The organism is Croceicoccus sp. BE223 (genome assembly GCF_031457155.1).
Taxonomy (GTDB): Bacteria; Pseudomonadota; Alphaproteobacteria; order Sphingomonadales; family Sphingomonadaceae; genus Croceicoccus.
In genome coordinates this window covers 109,135-126,163 of the sequence record NZ_JAVDWB010000005.1, presented here as the reverse complement: position 1 = coordinate 126,163, position 17,029 = coordinate 109,135, and the positions used below count along the sequence as shown (strand labels likewise).

The 17,029-nt window shown below is 66.1% G+C and carries 18 protein-coding genes; 11 read left to right on the top strand and 7 right to left on the bottom strand.

Going from position 1 to position 17,029, the window contains the following annotated elements:
* Positions 1–30: 30 nt before the first annotated feature.
* The 4 genes from J2X37_RS11540 to J2X37_RS11525 form a co-directional block, all read right to left on the bottom strand.
* Positions 31–786: a peptidylprolyl isomerase gene (locus tag J2X37_RS11540; protein WP_310021343.1), complete on the bottom strand. Its 756-nt coding sequence runs from the start codon at positions 784–786 to the stop codon at positions 31–33.
* Positions 787–913: 127 nt separating this feature from the next.
* Positions 914–1,426, bottom strand: coding sequence for a pantetheine-phosphate adenylyltransferase (gene coaD / locus J2X37_RS11535; protein WP_310021339.1), 513 nt, complete (start codon positions 1,424–1,426; stop codon positions 914–916).
* A 40-nt stretch (positions 1,427–1,466) separates the two neighbouring features.
* Complete coding sequence (locus J2X37_RS11530) at positions 1,467–2,393, bottom strand: farnesyl diphosphate synthase (protein ID WP_310021337.1); 927 nt, start codon at positions 2,391–2,393, stop codon at positions 1,467–1,469.
* A gap of 3 nt (positions 2,394–2,396) precedes the next feature.
* Entirely contained in the window at positions 2,397–2,657 is a 261-nt protein-coding gene (locus J2X37_RS11525; RefSeq protein WP_310021335.1) for an exodeoxyribonuclease VII small subunit, read from the bottom strand.
* A gap of 146 nt (positions 2,658–2,803) precedes the next feature.
* Between J2X37_RS11525 and purL the strand changes: the two genes are divergently transcribed.
* A complete protein-coding gene (gene purL, locus J2X37_RS11520; RefSeq protein WP_310021333.1) occupies positions 2,804–5,020 on the top strand; it encodes a phosphoribosylformylglycinamidine synthase subunit PurL in 2,217 nt (738 codons plus the stop codon).
* A 440-nt stretch (positions 5,021–5,460) separates the two neighbouring features.
* On the opposite strand, the gene J2X37_RS11515 is transcribed toward purL, so the two are convergent.
* From J2X37_RS11515 to serB, 3 genes are all read right to left on the bottom strand, one after another.
* On the bottom strand, positions 5,461–5,613 hold the full coding sequence (locus tag J2X37_RS11515; protein ID WP_310021331.1) for a hypothetical protein: 153 nt from the start codon (positions 5,611–5,613) through the stop codon (positions 5,461–5,463).
* Between the two features lie 48 nt (positions 5,614–5,661).
* Positions 5,662–6,870, bottom strand: coding sequence for a S8 family serine peptidase (locus J2X37_RS11510; protein ID WP_310021329.1), 1,209 nt, complete (start codon positions 6,868–6,870; stop codon positions 5,662–5,664).
* 133 nt (positions 6,871–7,003) lie between these two features.
* The gene (gene serB / locus J2X37_RS11505; protein ID WP_310021326.1) at positions 7,004–7,849 is read right to left on the bottom strand and encodes a phosphoserine phosphatase SerB; all 846 of its coding nucleotides are present in this window, start codon (positions 7,847–7,849) and stop codon (positions 7,004–7,006) included.
* Between the two features lie 28 nt (positions 7,850–7,877).
* Between serB and miaA the strand changes: the two genes are divergently transcribed.
* The 10 genes from miaA (at position 7,878) to leuA (ending at position 17,018) form a co-directional block, all read left to right on the top strand.
* On the top strand, positions 7,878–8,876 hold the full coding sequence (gene miaA / locus J2X37_RS11500; protein ID WP_310021324.1) for a tRNA (adenosine(37)-N6)-dimethylallyltransferase MiaA: 999 nt from the start codon (positions 7,878–7,880) through the stop codon (positions 8,874–8,876).
* A gap of 144 nt (positions 8,877–9,020) precedes the next feature.
* Complete coding sequence (gene ilvB, locus J2X37_RS11495) at positions 9,021–10,733, top strand: biosynthetic-type acetolactate synthase large subunit (RefSeq protein ID WP_404979621.1); 1,713 nt, start codon at positions 9,021–9,023, stop codon at positions 10,731–10,733.
* The gene (ilvN, locus tag J2X37_RS11490) at positions 10,733–11,248 is read left to right on the top strand and encodes an acetolactate synthase small subunit (protein WP_310021320.1); all 516 of its coding nucleotides are present in this window, start codon (positions 10,733–10,735) and stop codon (positions 11,246–11,248) included. The genes ilvB and ilvN overlap by 1 nt, the downstream gene beginning before the upstream one ends.
* A gap of 118 nt (positions 11,249–11,366) precedes the next feature.
* A complete protein-coding gene (ilvC, locus tag J2X37_RS11485) occupies positions 11,367–12,386 on the top strand; it encodes a ketol-acid reductoisomerase (protein WP_310021319.1) in 1,020 nt (339 codons plus the stop codon).
* 205 nt (positions 12,387–12,591) lie between these two features.
* Positions 12,592–13,263, top strand: coding sequence for a YceI family protein (locus J2X37_RS11480; RefSeq protein WP_310021317.1), 672 nt, complete (start codon positions 12,592–12,594; stop codon positions 13,261–13,263).
* The gene (locus J2X37_RS11475) at positions 13,260–13,706 is read left to right on the top strand and encodes an I78 family peptidase inhibitor (protein ID WP_310021314.1); all 447 of its coding nucleotides are present in this window, start codon (positions 13,260–13,262) and stop codon (positions 13,704–13,706) included. Before J2X37_RS11480 ends, J2X37_RS11475 begins: the two co-directional genes overlap by 4 nt.
* Positions 13,707–13,713: 7 nt before the next feature.
* Positions 13,714–14,187, top strand: a complete 474-nt coding sequence (locus J2X37_RS11470) for a GNAT family N-acetyltransferase (RefSeq protein WP_310021312.1) — start codon at positions 13,714–13,716, stop codon at positions 14,185–14,187.
* Between the two features lie 8 nt (positions 14,188–14,195).
* Complete coding sequence (locus J2X37_RS11465; protein ID WP_310021309.1) at positions 14,196–14,615, top strand: GNAT family acetyltransferase; 420 nt, start codon at positions 14,196–14,198, stop codon at positions 14,613–14,615.
* A complete protein-coding gene (locus J2X37_RS11460; RefSeq protein WP_310021306.1) occupies positions 14,612–15,085 on the top strand; it encodes a hypothetical protein in 474 nt (157 codons plus the stop codon). Before J2X37_RS11465 ends, J2X37_RS11460 begins: the two co-directional genes overlap by 4 nt.
* Before the next feature lie 238 nt (positions 15,086–15,323).
* On the top strand, positions 15,324–17,018 hold the full coding sequence (gene leuA, locus J2X37_RS11455; RefSeq protein ID WP_310021304.1) for a 2-isopropylmalate synthase: 1,695 nt from the start codon (positions 15,324–15,326) through the stop codon (positions 17,016–17,018).
* Positions 17,019–17,029: the final 11 nt, after the last annotated feature.

Genomic DNA, 17,029 nt, shown 5'->3' with positions numbered 1-17,029 from the left:
AGACGCTGGCGCGCGGGATGAAAAGGCGGCTTAATCGGCGGGCGTGTCGGCGATCGGCGCGGACAGCATTTCCGACGTTATCTCGCCAGTCATCGGCGTCGTGACCGGCGGCGCCTTGTGGTCGCTGGCGATGGACGCCTGCAAGATCTTGGTCGGGTTGACCGGAGGCTGGCCGCGCTGGATCTGGTCGACGTATTGCATGCCGGCGATGACGCGGCCGAAATTGCTGTACTTCCGGTCGAGCTGCAGCGTCGGATAAAAGACGATGAAGAACTGGCTGTTGGCCGAATCCTCGTTGTTGCCCTCTCGCGCGGCCGAAACGCTGCCGCGCAGATGCGGCACGCGGTTGAATTCGGCCTTGAGGTCGGGGAGCGGCGAACCGCCCGTGCCGGTGCCGGTCGGGTCGCCGGTCTGCGCCATGAAGCCTTCGATCACGCGGTGGAAGATCACGCCGTCGTAGAAGCCCTGGCGCGTCAGCGTCTTGATCCGCTCGACATGGCCGGGCGCCCACTGCGGTTTCAGGCGGATCGCGACGCGCCCGCCATTGGACAGGTCGAGCAGCAGGATGTTGTCTGGGTCGCTTTCCAGCGACATGTCGACCGACCAGTATTCCTTGGCATAAGCGGCGCGTTCCTCCGGCGTCATGCCGGCGGTCGCGGCGACGAGCGGGTCGGTGGAGATGGCGCTGGTATCGGGCTTTTCCTGCGCCATCGCGGGCATCGAAAGGGTAGCAAGACCGAACGCGGCACCGAGGATCGCGGCGCGGGCATGGAAGCGAAATTTCATCTGGAATGCAGATCCCGTAAATGGCGATGAGCGGCGATTAGCCGTGCACGGATGACGTTGCAATGAATGACAGGGGCAATGCATGACAAGCGCATCGTACCCACTTGTCCGGTAACGATGCAGGCGATCAGTAATCGCCCATCCGTCCCTGTGCGTCGACCCGCGCGATCACTTCCTCGCATACCGAAGGGCTGACGAAGCGCGAAATATCGCCGCCGAAAAGCGCGATTTCCTTGACCAGCTTCGACGCGATCGGCTGCAACGAAACGTCGGCCATTAGGAACACGGTCTCGATGCCGGGATCGAGTTGCTGGTTCATGCCCGCCATCTGGTACTCGTACTCGAAGTCGGCCACCGCGCGCAGCCCGCGGATCAGCACCGATGCCCGCATCTTTTGCGCAAACTTGATCAGGAGCGCGTTGAACCCGACGACGCGGACGTTGTCGATGCCGAGCGCGGCAACCTCACGCTCGACCATAGCCATTCGTTCGGCGGGCGTGAACATCGGGTTCTTGGACGGGTTCGTCGTCACCCCGATGATCAGTTCGTCGACCAGCTTGGAGCCGCGACGAATGATGTCGAGATGCCCCAGCGTGACCGGGTCGAAAGTCCCCGGATAAATCCCGATGCGCGTGCTCAAACCCTGCCCCTCCGGCTCGTACCCATGCCCTGCCGGGCGATCAGTATTCGCGTTCCACGATGTAGCGGGCGATGGCCCGCAGGACGTCGGCCTCCTCGCCATGCGACGACAGGTGGCCGATCGCCTGCTGCACCAGCATCTGCGCCTGTTCTCGCGCGCGTTCGGGGCCGAGCAGCGACACGAACGTCGCCTTGCCCGCCGCCTCGTCCTTGCGCAGCGCCTTGCCGGCCAGTTCCTCGTCTCCTTCGTGATCGAGGAGATCGTCCGCGATCTGGAAGGCAAGGCCGATGTCGCGGGCATAGTTCTTCAGATGCACGCGCCCCTCCGGCGGAACGCGGCCCAGGATCGCGCCCATCTCGACAGAGGCGCCGAGCAGCGCGCCGGTCTTGAGCTGCTGCAACCGGGTCACGGTGTGAAGGTTGAACCCCTCGCCCCGCTCTCCCGCCTGTTCGGCCATCATGTCCATCATCTGGCCGCCGGCCATGCCGTCCATCCCGCTCGCCTTTGCAAGCGTCAGGACCAGTTCGCAGCGGACGAAGGGATCGCTGGTGACTTGCGGGCTGACCAGGATGTCGAAGGCCAGCGCGTGGAGCGCGTCGCCAGCCAGCACCGCGGTAGCCTCGTCGAACTCCAGATGCACGGTCGGCCGCCCGTGGCGCAGGGCATCGTCGTCCATGCAGGGCAGATCGTCGTGGATCAGCGAATAGGCGTGGATCGCCTCCACCGCGCAGCCGGTGCGCACGGCCGCATCGCGTTCCACCCCGAAGAGGCCCGCGGTCGCCACCAGCAGCAGCGGACGCAGCCGCTTGCCGCCGCCGATCGCGGCATGCCGCATCGCCTGAAACAGCCGAGCGCGAGCATCGTCGGGGACCGGAAGCAAGAGGTCGAAATGCTTGTCGACGTCCTCGCGGATGCGGTTCAGCGCATCGCCCAGCACGCTCGCGGTCACGACACCTTCGATTCCCATGGCTCAGCCCTCGTCGAACGGGCGGGTGCCGGTGGGCACGCCGTCGGGACCGGCGACGATCTTCTCGATCCGCGCCTGCGCCGCGTCGAGCCGGGCCTGGCAATGCGCGCGCAACCGCTCGCCGCGCTCGTAAAGGGTGATCGATTCGTCGAGCGCCACGTCGCCGCTTTCCAGTCGCCGCACCACGTCCTCCAGCGCCTTGAGCGCCTGCTCGTAAGTCAGGTCGGCAATGTCGGAGCCGGTGGCATCGGGCGCGTCGTTCATGGCGCATAGCAATGGCGGCGCGGTTCCATGGGGTCAAGCGCCGACAATGCCTTCCTCCCCGCAAAGCGCCAGGCTTGCCGATGAGGCGCGCGCCAGCCGACAAAGGACTGGAACCTTGGCGCAGGCACGATTAAGGGGCGCGGGATATGAGCGACATCACTCCCGAGATCGTCGAGGCGCACGGCCTCTCCTCCGAAGAATACCAGCGCGTCCTCCACGCCTTGGGCCGCGAGCCCAATCTCGTGGAACTGGGCATCTTCTCGGTGATGTGGTCCGAGCATTGCTCGTACAAGTCCTCGCGCCTGCATCTCAAGAAGCTGCCGACCGAGGCGCCGTGGGTGATCTGCGGCCCGGGCGAGAACGCCGGCGTCATCGACATCGGCGACGGACAGGCCGCGATCTTCAAGATGGAGAGCCACAACCACCCCAGCTACATCGAGCCCTACCAGGGCGCGGCGACCGGCGTCGGCGGCATCCTGCGCGACGTGTTCACGATGGGCGCGCGTCCCGTCGCCAACATGAACGCGCTGCGCTTCGGGCGGCCCGACCATCCGAAGATGAAGCACCTGGTCAAGGGCGTGGTCGAGGGGATCGGCGGCTACGGCAACTGCGTCGGCGTGCCGACCGTCGGCGGCGAAACCAACTTCCACAAGGCCTACGACGGCAACATCCTCGTGAACGCGATGACCGTGGGCGTCGCGGACGCGGACCGGATCTTCTATTCGGCCGCGACCGGCGTCGGCAATCCGATCGTCTACGTCGGATCGAAGACCGGGCGCGACGGCATCCACGGCGCGACCATGGCCAGCGCCGACTTCGACGAGAACAGCGACGAGAAGCGCCCGACCGTGCAGGTTGGCGATCCCTTCACCGAAAAGCTGCTGATCGAGGCCTGCCTCGAACTGATGGCGACCGATGCCATCGTCGCGATCCAGGACATGGGGGCTGCCGGTCTCACGTCGTCTTCGGTCGAGATGGCGACCAACGGCAAGGCGGGTATCCGGCTCGACATGAACCAGGTGCCCTGCCGCGAAGAGGGCATGACGCCTTACGAGATGATGCTGTCGGAAAGCCAGGAGCGCATGCTCATGGTGCTGAAGCCCGGCAAGGAAGCCATGGCCGAGGCGATCTTCCGCAAGTGGGAGCTGGACTTCGCGGTCATCGGCGAAGTCACCGATACCGGCCACATGGTGCTGGAATTCGACGGCGAGGTCGTCTGCGACATCCCGCTCGGACCGCTGGCCGCCGACGCGCCGGAATACGACCGCCCCTATATCGGCCGCGACGAATATGCCGCGTGGAACGGCGTGCCCGCCATGGGCGCGGTCGAGGAGACCATCGACGTCGCCGCCGCGCTGACCACCCTGATGGGCTGTGCCGACCTCGCCAGCCGCAAGTGGATCTGGGAGCAGTACGACAGCCAGGTCGGTGCCGACACGCTCCAGAAATCGGGCGGCGACGCGGCGGTCGTGCGCGTGCACGGCACGAAAAAGGCGCTGGCGATCAGCACCGACTGCACGCCGCGCTACTGCTATGCTGATCCGTACGAGGGCGGCAAGCAGGCCATCGCCGAAGCCTATCGCAATATCAGCGCGGTCGGCGCGACGCCGCTGGCGGTGACCAACTGCCTCAATTTCGGCAATCCGCAGCGGCCCGAGATCATGGCCCAGTTCGTCGGCTGCCTGCAGGGCATGGGCGAAGCCTGCCGCGAGCTCGACTTCCCGATCGTGTCGGGCAACGTCAGCCTCTACAACGAAAGCAAGGCGACCGGCGGCGGCAGCGCTATCCTGCCGACCCCCGCGATCGGCGGCGTCGGCCTGATGCAGGATTATGCGATCATGGCCACCATCGCCTTCAAGGCGGCGGGCGAACAGGTCGTCGTCATCGGCGGCGAATCCGGGCACCTGGGCCAGTCGCTCTACTTGCGCGAAGTGCTGGGCCGGGAAGAAGGCCCGCCCCCGCCGGTCGGCCTCGACCTGGCGAAGCGGGCCGGGGAAACGGTGCGCAAGCTGATCGCCGACGGCGCGGTCACGGCGGTTCACGACTGTTCCGACGGCGGCCTCGCCGTCGCGCTGGCGGAAATGGCTCTGGCCGGCGGCATCGGCTGCACGGTCGCCCTCCCCGAAGGCCGGGGCGCGGCCTCGTTCTGGTTCGGCGAGGACCAGTCGCGTTACGTCGTCACTGCCGAAGAGGCAGAACCGATCCTCGAAGCCGCCGCTGCCGCCGGGCTCGCCGCCGTCGCGCTCGGCGTGATCGAGGGCGAGGCGGTGACATTCCGATCGCTCACCGGTGAAAGCCGGGTATCGCTCGCGGACCTGCGCGAAGCGAACGAGGCGTTCTTCCGGGACTGGATGGAAGCCTGATCCCGCGCGCGCGGAAACGGGCCGCGCGGCGCGCTCGTTTCCGCGGCATGTAAGGTCGCATCCGCCCTCGCTGCCGCGCTCGTTCTTGCGGGCTATGGTGCCAGTCCGGACGGGCCAACTGCGACGGCGATGTCCTATCGCGCCCACTCGCCGGCGCTCGCTCGCGCCTACTTTCGGGCCTATGCCGCGCAAAACGGCTATCGGTATGCGCCGTTCATATAGGATATCGCGGTCCTCTCCGAATTCGGCTACCGGGCCGAGCGGGAGCGCCTGCCGGGCTTCGTCCGTGCCCAGGCCAGCGAGCCGAGGCTGACGGTCGACCCGAAGCCGCCCGTCGACCAAAGCGCGGTGATGGCCGCGCTCTCGCCCCATTTGCGCAAAAGGTTCGTCTTGCGCGAAGTGCGCTATCCGATTGCCGAGACGCGCTGCTTCATCGACCTCTACGACACTGCACTCCGGTCGATCGGGATGCAGGATGCGATGGCCCCTTTCTCGTAGGAGCGGGACCGCTTCGAAATCACCGTCACCAGCGAGCAGAACGCCGCGCGGCTGCTCGCGGCCGTGCCGCCCGGGTTGCGGGCCGCCTCGGTCATCACGATCAGTCCCTCGCCGCTTATCGTGTTCTGACCGGCTAAGGAAAGTCAGGGGTTGCTGCCGATGTCCACCGCGGCATTGGCCGGATCGACCGTGGTTCCCTTCACGATGGGCGTCCCGCTCGAAAGCAGGATACCCACAAGGTGCGGCGCCGCCATGGACGTGCCGCTCTTCTTCGCGGTCCTGCCGGAAGTATTGAGCGAAACGATGTCGACGCCCGGTTCGGCATAGTCGACCGATGCCCCGTAGTTCGAGAATGACGCCCACGACCCCGATGCGTCGATGGCGCTGACCGTGTAGATGCCCGGTCCGTCGATATCGGCGGGCGGGGAATAGCGGACATCGGGATCGTTGATGTCCCTGGTGGAGTTGCCGGCGGCGATCACCAGCGATGGCCCGCCCGCTGCCGTCACGAACCTGTCCGCGAATGCGACGACCGCCGCGTCCATCAGGTCGGAATCGACATCGCCGCTGATCGACAGGTTGGCGACATCGCCCTTTTTCGCGCGGCCGAGCACGTGCTGCAGCCCCATGGCGACATCGGAATCGAGGCCCAGGCCGGTGTAGGCCAGCACCTTGACCGGAACCACGACAGCTCCGGGCGCAACGCCGACCACCGCCTTGCCGTTCTTCAGCGCGGCGATGGTTCCGGCGACGTGCGTGCCGTGCCCGTTGTAATCCTGCGTCGAGGTCCCGTCGATCGAGTTCGGCACCGAAAGGAAGACCGCGGAGTTTGCCGCATCGAGCGACAGGTCGCCGGTCGACGCGCTGACCCCGGTATCGACAACCCAGGCCTTGCCGCCGTTATAACCGATGCCCCCCTTTACGTAAGCGACGCCCCAGGGGATCGTATCGGTCTTGCCACCTCCACCGCCGCCGCCACCCCCACCGGAAGGCGGGCCTTTTTGCACCGTGCTGCTGGCAGAGGCCATTTCGGGCGGCAGGCTGACGATGACCGCTTGCGAACAATGGTCGATCATCGGGTTCTTCTGCAGCATCCTGTCCACCGCAGCAGCAGGTGCACGCATCGAAAAGGCCCGGAACGACGGGTAGATCCACATGACCCGGCCATTGGCCTGCGAAGCCGCGCTGCGCGCCTCGAACGAGGGTGTCAGGGGCCCATCGACGAAAAAGCAGTTGTAGACGCCGGGCACCCTGTCGCCCGGCTGGGGCCCGGCCTGCGCCGAGCCTGCACCCACCAGTCCGAGCGATGCGAATCCGGCGATCAGGCGGATTGCGGTTTTGGCAGCGAGCATCGAAGTCCCCCGTTCCGACTTCCTTGCGACCCAGTGCCTCACTCTAGCAGAATTGCCCCGAATTCCCTACCGGCCCGGCAGCTTCGGGGCCGGGATCCGCGCGCCGCGTTGCAACGAGCCCCGGCTTGGCGGATCAGCCCACCCAGTCCGACTGGGGAATACCCAGCAACTTCAGGATGCTGGTCAGATCGCCCCGATCGACCCAGCCGTTCGCCGCGGCCTTGGCCTTGGGCTTGGCGTAATAGGCCATGCCGTAAGTCGCCGCCTCGATCATGGGGATGTCGTTGGCGCCGTCCCCGGCGGCCATCGTCACCGCCCCGTCGCCGAGTCGCGCCTTTTCCTGCTCCAGCGTCTGCCGCTTCGTCGTGCTGTCAACGATCTCCGCCGCCAGCTTGCCGGTGAGCTTCCCGTCCGCCACGCCGAGCCGGTTGCCGACGACGCGCTCGAAGCCGAGCATCTCGGCCACCGGATCGGCAAAGGCATGAAATCCGCCGGTGACCAGGACCGTCCGGCAACCGCGCGCCTTCAGCGTTTCGACCAGCGTGCGAGCGCCGGCCATCGGCACGATACGTTGGTCAAGACAACGACTTATCGCCGATTCCTCAAGCCCGGTGAGAAATCCGACCCGCTCGGTCAGGGCGCTGGCGAAATCCAGTTCGCCTTGCATCGCCCGCTCGGTGATTTCGGCGATCTGGGGTTTGATACCGGCAAAGTCGGCCAGCTCGTCGATGCATTCCTGCCCGATCATCGTCGAATCCATGTCCGACACGAAAAGCTGGGGAACGACGATCTCGGCATCGCTCATCAAGAGGTCGCAGGGTCCGAAGCTGGCATCGAGCACGGCACGCACCCCCGTCGCATCGCCGCCGGCCAGCTGGATTTCCAGCACGTCGCCGCAAAAATCGAGCATCTGCGCACCCGCCATCGCCCAACCCTTGTCGGCCAACGCGGCCGCCGCCGCGTCGAGCGCGGTTTCCATGCTTGCTGGGTCTGCTATCAGCCGGGCGATGAGCACGGACGGGATCTCCTTCGATGACGGGTCGGCAGGCAATGGTTCGATCAGCGGCGCCAGGCCTCGCGTCGCGCTCATTGCAGGGCCGACCGCCAGCGGCAAGAGCGATCTCGCGGTCGAGCTGGCGCTGGCGTCCGAACGGGCGGGTCTGCCCGCCACGGTCATCAACGCCGACAGCGCGCAGGTCTATGCTGATCTCGCCGTATTGTCGGCGAGGCCGAGCGAGGCCGAGATGCGCGGCGTGCCGCATGTCCTGTTCGGCACGTGGGACGGGGCACAGGCCTGCTCGGCCGCCGACTGGGCCGCAAGAGCCAGGGACGAGATCGCGAAGGCCCATGCCTCGCGGCGGCTGCCGATCCTCGTCGGTGGCACCGGTCTCTACTTGCGCACGCTGATCGACGGCATCGCGCCGATCCCCGCCATCGACCCCGCGGTGCGAGAGGCGGTGCGCGCCCTGCCCGTCGCTGCGGCGCATGCGGCTCTGGCCAGCGAGGATCCGCAGGCGGCAATGCGCCTGAACCCTGCCGACACCACCCGCGTCGCCCGCGCGCTGGAAGTGGTCCGCAGCACCGGCCGCCCCCTCGATCACTGGCACGCGCGGCGCGAAGGCGGTATCGCAGGGGCGGTGGCCCTGACCGCCACTGTGCTCGTGCCGGAGCGCGAGTGGCTTTACGCGCGTTGCGACCGTCGCTTTGCCCTGATGATGGAGAATGGTGCGGTCGAGGAGGTCGAGGCGCTGCTGTCCCGCGACCTCGATCCGGCCCTTCCCGTTATGCGCGCGATCGGGGTGCCGGAGATCGCGGCGATGCTGGCGGGTCGCGCCGATCGTGCCGCTACGCTCGAGGCCGGCGCACAGGCGACTCGCCGCTATGCCAAGCGGCAATATACTTGGTTTCGGCATCAGCCACCCACCGCTTGGACGCGCTTTGATACCGAAAGTGTCGATAACAAGCTTATAATTGAAACATTATTACGGGATTTGCGGTTGACATGATATTCTATGTCGCCTAGTTCGCCGGGCAAATAAGGTTGGGAGAGAGAGGCCCGGGCGCACGACGCTCGGGCCCATTCTTTTGGCCGAACCTGGAATATTGAACGGAGAATTGCAGTGACCGAGCGCAGCGGCGCCGACATCCTGATGGACAGCCTGGTCGAACAGGGGGTCGAAGTCGTCTTCGGCTATCCCGGCGGTGCGGTGCTGCCCATCTACGATGCGCTGTTTTCCGACAATCGCATCCGCCACATCCTCGTCCGCCACGAAGCGGGCGCCGCCCACGCCGCCGAAGGCTACGCGCGATCGACCGGAAAGCCCGGCGTCGTCCTCGTGACCAGCGGGCCGGGCGCGACCAATGCCGTCACCGGCATCGCCGACGCCTTCATGGATTCGATCCCGATGGTCGTCCTGACCGGCCAGGTCGCAACCTCGATGATCGGCACCGACGCGTTCCAGGAAGCCGACACCGTCGGCATCACCCGGCACTGCACGAAGCACAATTACCTGGTTAAAGACCCGTCGGAACTGGCCGCCACGATCGCCGAGGCGTTCCAGATCGCGACCACGGGCCGCCCCGGCCCGGTCGTCATCGACATTCCCAAGGACGTCCAAGTCGCCAGTGCGCCCGTCCGCCAGCTCGAAAAGCCGACCCGCTACGCCCCGCCGACCACCGCGCCCGACGACGCGATCGCCGAGGCGGTTCGCATGATCGCCGCGGCGAAGTGCCCCGTGCTCTACAGCGGCGGCGGCGTCATTAATTCGGGGCCGGAGGCATCGGACCTTCTGCGCGAGTTGCAGGCGATCACCGGCGCGCCGATCACCAGCACGCTCATGGGCCTCGGCGCCTACCCGGCTCAAAACAGGGCGTGGCTGGGCATGCTGGGCATGCACGGAACCTATGAAGCCAACATGGCGATGAACCGGGCCGATCTCGTCGTCGCCATCGGCGCCCGCTTCGACGACCGCGTCACCGGCCGGATCGAGGATTTCTCGCCCGATGCGAAGAAGATCCACATCGATATCGACCGTTCGTCGATCAACAAGACCGTTCGTGTCGACCTGCCGCTGCTGGGCGATTGCGCGCAGGTCCTGCGCCAGCTTCTCGACACGTGGAAGGCGACCGGCGCGCGGGCGCAGGACCTTGGCGAATGGTATGCCCGGATCGACGGCTGGCGCGCGCGCAATTCGCTCGCCTATCCGCGGTCCGAGGACGAGATCATGCCGCAGCTCGCGGTCGAACGCCTGTTCGAGCTGACCAGGGACCGCGATCCGATCATCACGACCGAGGTCGGCCAGCACCAGATGTGGGCCGCGCAGCACTTCCACTTCTTCGGTCCCAACAAGTGGCTGACGAGCGGGGGTCTCGGCACGATGGGCTACGGTCTGCCCGCCGCGATCGGCGCGCAGCTCGGCAATCCGGGCGCGCTGGTCATCGACATTGCGGGTGAAGCTTCGATCCAGATGAACATCCAGGAGCTCGGCACGGCCAGCCAGTACCGACTGCCGGTCAAGATCTTCATCCTCAACAACGAGTACATGGGGATGGTCCGCCAATGGCAGGAACTGACCTTTGAGGGCCGTTATTCGAACTCGTACAGCGACGCGCTGCCCGATTTCGTGAAGCTGGCCGAAGCCTACTGCTGGAAGGGCATCCGCATCGAGGATCTCGACGATCTCGACGCGGGCATCCAGGCAATGATCGACCATGACGGACCGGTGATCGTCGATTGCCGCGTCGCCAAGCTGGCGAACTGCCTGCCGATGTTCCGCTCCGGCGCGCCGCACACCGAAATGCTGCTCTACGGCGACGAAACCCAGCCCGCGCCGGTCAGCGAAGAAGCAAAGGCGTCCGTCTGATGCATATCGAGAAACGCGCCGCCGAGCGCCACGTCCTCGCCATCACCGTCGACAACGAGAGCGGCATCCTCGCCAAGATCGCGGGGCTGTTCACCGCGCGCGGCTACAACATCGATTCGCTGACGGTGGCCGACATCTCGGAGAACCACCAGATCAGCCGGATCACCATCGTCACCCACGGCCCGCCCGAAGTGATCGACCAGATCCACGCCCAGCTCGAACGCCTCGTCCCGGTCCACAAGGTTTCCGACCTCACCGAACTCGGCCCGCATGTCGAGCGCGAGCTGGCGCTGGTGAAGGTCTCGGGCCGCGGCGACAGCCGGGTGGAGGCGCTGCGCCTCGCCGACGTCTACCGCGCCAAGGTGGTCGACAGCACGACCGAAAGTTTCATATTCGAGATCACCGGCGGCCCGGAAAAGATCGACAGCTTCGTCGCGCTCATGCGCGAACTGGGGCTGGTCGAGGTGGGCCGCACCGGGATCGTCGGCATGATGCGCGGCGCGAACGGCGCCTGACCATACGGATTTCGTTCCAAACGATACATTTGAAGCCACCATCCACACCAGCTATGCGCCGCCACGATCATCCGGCGGGCCGGCCATGTCAGCAGGCGAAAAGCCAAGGGGAATTGAAGTGAAAGTCTATTACGACGCCGATTGCGACCTGAACCTCATCAAGGACAAGAAGATCGCCATCGTCGGCTATGGCTCGCAGGGCCACGCCCACGCCCAGAACCTGCGCGATTCCGGCGTGAAGGACGTCGCCATCGCCCTGCGCGAAGGTTCGGCCACCGCGAAGAAGGCCGAAGGCGCCGGCTTCAAGGTGCTGTCGAACGCCGAGGCGGCGAAGTGGGCGGACATCATCATGATCCTCGCTCCCGACGAGCACCAGGCCGCGATCTACTACGCCGACCTGCACGACAACATGAAGCCCGGCGCCGCCCTTGCCTTTGCGCACGGCCTCAACGTCCACTTCGGCCTGATCGAGGCGCGCCCCGACGTCGACGTCATCATGATCGCGCCGAAGGGCCCCGGCCACACCGTGCGCTCGGAATTCCAGCGCGGCGGCGGCGTCCCCTGCCTGATCGCGGTCGCGCAGGATGCCACCGGCAACGCGCACGACATCAGCCTCGCCTACGCCTCGGGCGTCGGCGGCGGCCGTTCGGGCATCATCGAGACCAACTTCCGCGAGGAATGCGAAACCGACCTGTTCGGCGAGCAGGCCGTGCTGTGCGGCGGCGCGACGGCGCTGGTCCAAGCCGGTTTCGAAACGCTGGTCGAGGCCGGCTATGCGCCGGAAATGGCCTATTTCGAATGCCTCCACGAACTGAAGCTGATCGTCGACCTGATGTATGAAGGCGGCATCGCCAACATGCGCTACTCGATCTCGAACACCGCCGAATACGGCGACATCACGATCGGCCCGCGCATCATTACCGAAGAGACGAAGAAGGAAATGAAGCGCGTGCTGGCGGACATCCAGTCGGGCCGCTTCGTCAAGGCCTTCGTCATGGACAACCGCGCCGGTCAGCCCGAACTGAAGGCTGCGCGCAAGGCGGCCTTGCGCCACCCGATCGAGGAAACCGGCGCCAAGCTGCGCGCGATGATGCCCTGGATCAAGGCCAACGCGCTGGTCGACAAGGCCAAGAACTGATCGGCATTTCCTGACCGAAGGGGCGCTTCGGGCGCCCTCATCGGGACCGGACAAGAAGCGGGCCCGCGATCGTCCCGGCGATCGCGGGCCCGCCTTGCGTCTGGTGGCAGTCTTTCCTTCGGTCACATCGATGTGCCTCGTTGTCACGATGGCGCGAAGTCCCCAGAATGATTCCTGCAACCTTCCAAACGTCAGGGGACCATCGATGAATCGTTCGACCTTTCGCAATTCGCGCGTGCTTCGCATCGCCCTTCCCGCCGCGCTGGCGGCGGCGGGCATCGGGCTGACCGCTCCGCTCGTGGCGCAGGATGCGCCGCTTCCCGGCGTTGCCGATGCCTCTCGCGTTGCGGCGGGGAGCTATGCGGTCGATCCCAACCACACGCTCGTCGGCTGGCGCGTCGATCACTTCGGCTTCAACGACTATTTCGGCATCTTCGGCAGCGTCACCGGCACGCTCGATCTCGATACTGCCGCGCCCGAGACGGCGAAGCTGGACGTGACGATTCCCATCACTTCGCTGGCCGTCGCCTCCGAAGGGCTGAAGGAACACCTGCTGCGCCCCGGCAAGGATGGTGCCGCGCCCGATTTCTTCGGCGCGGATCCGGTGCCCGCCCGCTTCGTTTCGACCAGCGTGACCCGGACCGGACCGGACCGTGCCACGATCGTCGGCGACCTTACGCTCAACGGCAGGACGAGGCCCGTCGCGATCGCCGCGCGCTTCACCGGGGCCGGAACCAATCCGATGAACAAGGCTCAAACCGTCGGCTTCGAAGGTCGCGCCATGCTGAAGCGCAGCGATTTCGGGATTGCCACGTTCGTGCCCATGGTGTCCGATGCCGTCGTCCTCGACATTTCGGCAGCATTCGAACGCAAATGATCCCTCGCCCCGACCGTCGCGCCCTCGCCGCCATCCTGATGCTCACCGCCGCACTGGGCGCGTGTGGCAAGGAGCCGTCCGAGGAAGCGACGGTCGGCCGGCAGATCGCGGAGGTGACCGAAAAGGTCGAGGTGAACGGCGCGCCGGACCGGCCGGTCAAGCGCTGGCAGGCGCCCGAAAGCTGCCCGGCCTATGCCGACCCTGACCGGCCGAGCGGCTCCAACTGCCTCGGCATCCTGCCCGAAAGCTGCGGCGCCGACCGGGCCTATCAGTTCGTCGGCCAGCCGATGAGCGATGACGTTCGCGCCGTCGTCGAGGGATCGGCCAGCGGCGGCGTGCGCACCTTCGTCACCGGCCAGCCGGTCACCGACGACCTTCGTCCCGGTCGCCTCAACATCGAAACCGACGGGGCCGGCGTGATCGTGTCGGTCGACTGCTTCTAGGCCCGCCATGTTCGTGATCCGCGAAGACGACCTGAGCAACCGGCAGACCCGCGATCTTCTGGCGCTCCACCTGTCGGGCATGCACAAGAACTCGCCTCCCGACGCGGTCTTCGCGCTGGATCTTGGCGGGTTGCAGGCGCCGGACGTGACAGTCTGGTCGGCATGGCAGACGGTCGGCTATGGGCAGTTGGAGATCGCCTCGATCGGTGCGCTCAAGATGCTGGGCGACGGCATGGCCGAGGTGAAGTCGATGCGAACCTATCCCGATTACCTTCGGCAAGGCGCGGCAGCCGCAATCCTAGACACGATCATCGCCGCCGCGCGCGAACGGGGTGTCAGGCGCCTCAGTCTCGAAACCGGGCGCGGCGAGGCATTCGAGCCCGCTCTCGCCATGTACCGCAAGCGGGGTTTCGTCGATGGCGACGCCTTTGCCGACTACAGGCCAAACGCCTTCAGCCAGTTTCTTCACCTGGACCTGTGATCCACGCCATGCCACGCACGCTCGTGCGCGTTTATCGCGATGCAGACTTCGAGCAGGTCGAAAGGCTCTGGCGAAAAGTCTTTCCCGCCGACCCACCGCGCAATCACGCGGCGAACTCGATCCCGCGCAAGCTCGCGCATCAGCCCGAACTGTTCCTCGTCGCCGAACGGGAGGGCGCGGTCGTCGGCACGACCATGGCGGGATACGACGGCCATCGCGGCTGGCTCTATTCGGTAGCGGTCGCGCGCCGCTTTCGGGGGGAAGGGGTCGGCCAGATGCTCGTCCACGCGGCGGAGGAACGGTTGCGGGCGCTGGGCTGCATCAAGATCAACCTCCAGATCCGCAACGGCAACGAAGCCGTCGCCGGCTTCTACCGCCGCCTCGGCTATGACGAGGATCGGGTAATCTCGATGGGAAAGCTGCTGTGAGCGACATACGGCTGGTCGACGGCCTGATGGAGGCGATGGCGGCTCTGGCCGACGCCATGGCGGGTGCCCAGCGTCCGTGGTGGCTGATCGGGAGCGTCGCGGTGGCGCTGCATGGCGGAGATCCGGGCACAATCGGCGATATCGACGTGGTAATCGATCCGCACGACTTGCCCGGCGTGATCGAATGGACCGGCGCCGCCCTGCAGCAGAAAGGCGACAGCGCACACTTCCGGTCGGACAGCTTCGCGACGTGGAGCGCATTCGCCGTCCCGGTGGAGTTCATGGCGGGCTTCCGCCATTTCCGCGACGGGGCGTGGCACCCTGTCCGACCGGCCAGCCGCGAGAGCTTTGCGATCGGCGCGCGCACGGTGTTTGCGCCGGGCCGTGCGGACCTCGTCGCCATGCTGCTGGCGTTCGGCCGGCCAAAGGACCTGCGCCGTGCGGCAACGCTGCAACCGGCGCCGGCCTGACGTTACGGCAGCGCCGGATTTCCCGGAAATCCCGTCATTTCGGGTCTGGACAACCCCGCCCATGTCGATCATAGCCCGTCGCGACATGACCGTGCTGCGCGACCAATCGGGTTTCGGCCTGCTGCTTCGACTTACACGCCCCTGGGCGTGACCGTTGTGCTGGTCGTTTGACCGGCGCCGGGGCGGCCTGGGGGATGATCGCCGCACCACCTGAACCAGCTGAACAGAAGTAACCGTCATGGCCACCACGCCCCGCACCATGCTGACCGATCCGTCGGTCAAATACCGTCCCTTCCCGCCGATCGACCTGCCCGATCGCACCTGGCCGTCGAAGACGATCAGCAAGCCGCCGCGCTGGCTTTCGACCGACATGCGCGACGGCAACCAGTCCCTCATCGATCCGATGGACAGCGTGAAGAAGAACCGCTTCTTCGACCAGCTGGTCAAGGTCGGGTTGAAGGAGATCGAGGTCGGCTTCCCCGCCGCCGGGGCGACCGAATTCGACTTCATCCAGAGCCTCGTCCGTTCGGGCCGCATCCCCGACGACGTGCTGGTGCAGGTCCTGACGCAGAGCCGCGAGGACCTGATCCGCCGCAGCTTCGAAAGCCTGATCGGCGCGAAGCAGGCGATCGTCCACGTCTACAACGCGGTCAGCCCCGCCTGGCGCGAGATCGTGTTCAAGATGACCACCGCCGAAGTGCGCGGCATCGCCGAAGCCGGCGCCAAGGTCATTCGTGACGAAGCGGCAAAGTACCCCGAGACCGACTGGCATTTCGAATACAGCCCGGAAACCTTCAGCACCGCCGAACTCGATTTCAGCATCGAGTGCTGCGAGGCGGTGATGAACATCCTCCAGCCGACGCCCGAACGGCCGATCATCCTCAACCTGCCCGCAACGGTCGAATGCGCGACACCCAATGTCTATGCCGACCAGATCGAGTATTTCTGCCGCAACCTGCCCAACCGGGACAGCGCGTTGATATCGCTGCACACCCACAACGACCGCGGCACCGGCGTCGCCGCGGCGGAACTGGGCATCATGGCGGGCGCGGACCGGGTCGAAGGCTGCCTGTTCGGCAATGGCGAACGGACCGGCAACTGCTGCCTGGTGACCGTCGCGCTTAACATGTACACGCAAGGGGTCGACCCAGGCCTCGACTTCTCGAACATCGACGAGGTGATCGAGACGGTCGAGTTCTGCAACCAGATCCCGGTGCACCAGCGTCATCCCTATGGCGGCGAGCTGGTCTTCACCGCATTTTCGGGCAGCCACCAGGACGCGATCAAGAAGGGGTTCGAGGCGCACGAGACCCAGAACGACCAGATCTGGCGCGTGCCCTACCTGCCCATCGATCCCGCCGATCTGGGCCGCAACTACGAAGCGGTGATCCGCGTCAACTCGCAGTCCGGCAAAGGCGGCTTTGCCTGGGTGCTGGAACAGGACAAGGGCCTGAAGCTGCCCAAGCGCATGCAGGCGCACTTTTCCAAGGCCGTGCAGCGCACCGCCGACGAAACGGGCCGCGAGCTCAACGCCGCCGACATCTGGGACACGTTCCAGCACGAATACCACGTGTCGCGTCCGCAGCACTTCCAGCTCGTCGATTACGAGGAGCAACGGGCCAAGGACGGCACCCGGGTCTTCACCGGCACGATCACCGAAGGCGGGCGCGAACGCACTGTTTCAGGCCGCGGCAACGGGCTCATCTCCTCGGTCGTGGCGACGCTGTCGGAGGCATTCGGCATGACCCTGGAAGTGCTCGACTATTCCGAACACGCCCTGTCGAAAGGCAGTGACGCGAAGGCCGCCGCCTATGTCGAATGCATGAGCGAGGGCGGCGAGATCGTCTGGGGCGTCGGCATCAGCGCCGACGTTGCGACCGCCAGCGTGCGCGCCATCCTCAGCGCCGCGAACGCGGTGCGCCCGCAAGCGTAACGACCCGGCGG

What these genes read in the sequence shown, in the direction of transcription:
- J2X37_RS11540 (WP_310021343.1), bottom strand. Translation starts at nt 786, where the DNA reads ATGAAATTTCGCTTCCATGCCCGCGCCGCGATCCTCGGTGCCGCGTTC.
- J2X37_RS11530 (WP_310021337.1), bottom strand. Translation starts at nt 2,393, where the DNA reads ATGGGAATCGAAGGTGTCGTGACCGCGAGCGTGCTGGGCGATGCGCTG.
- J2X37_RS11525 (WP_310021335.1), bottom strand. Translation starts at nt 2,657, where the DNA reads ATGAACGACGCGCCCGATGCCACCGGCTCCGACATTGCCGACCTGACT.
- purL (WP_310021333.1), top strand. Translation starts at nt 2,804, where the DNA reads ATGAGCGACATCACTCCCGAGATCGTCGAGGCGCACGGCCTCTCCTCC.
- J2X37_RS11515 (WP_310021331.1), bottom strand. Translation starts at nt 5,613, where the DNA reads ATGACCGAGGCGGCCCGCAACCCGGGCGGCACGGCCGCGAGCAGCCGC.
- J2X37_RS11510 (WP_310021329.1), bottom strand. Translation starts at nt 6,870, where the DNA reads ATGCTCGCTGCCAAAACCGCAATCCGCCTGATCGCCGGATTCGCATCG.
- serB (WP_310021326.1), bottom strand. Translation starts at nt 7,849, where the DNA reads ATGGAAACCGCGCTCGACGCGGCGGCGGCCGCGTTGGCCGACAAGGGT.
- miaA (WP_310021324.1), top strand. Translation starts at nt 7,878, where the DNA reads ATGAGCACGGACGGGATCTCCTTCGATGACGGGTCGGCAGGCAATGGT.
- ilvB (WP_404979621.1), top strand. Translation starts at nt 9,021, where the DNA reads ATGGACAGCCTGGTCGAACAGGGGGTCGAAGTCGTCTTCGGCTATCCC.
- ilvN (WP_310021320.1), top strand. Translation starts at nt 10,733, where the DNA reads ATGCATATCGAGAAACGCGCCGCCGAGCGCCACGTCCTCGCCATCACC.
- J2X37_RS11480 (WP_310021317.1), top strand. Translation starts at nt 12,592, where the DNA reads ATGAATCGTTCGACCTTTCGCAATTCGCGCGTGCTTCGCATCGCCCTT.
- J2X37_RS11475 (WP_310021314.1), top strand. Translation starts at nt 13,260, where the DNA reads ATGATCCCTCGCCCCGACCGTCGCGCCCTCGCCGCCATCCTGATGCTC.
- J2X37_RS11470 (WP_310021312.1), top strand. Translation starts at nt 13,714, where the DNA reads ATGTTCGTGATCCGCGAAGACGACCTGAGCAACCGGCAGACCCGCGAT.
- J2X37_RS11465 (WP_310021309.1), top strand. Translation starts at nt 14,196, where the DNA reads ATGCCACGCACGCTCGTGCGCGTTTATCGCGATGCAGACTTCGAGCAG.
- leuA (WP_310021304.1), top strand. Translation starts at nt 15,324, where the DNA reads ATGGCCACCACGCCCCGCACCATGCTGACCGATCCGTCGGTCAAATAC.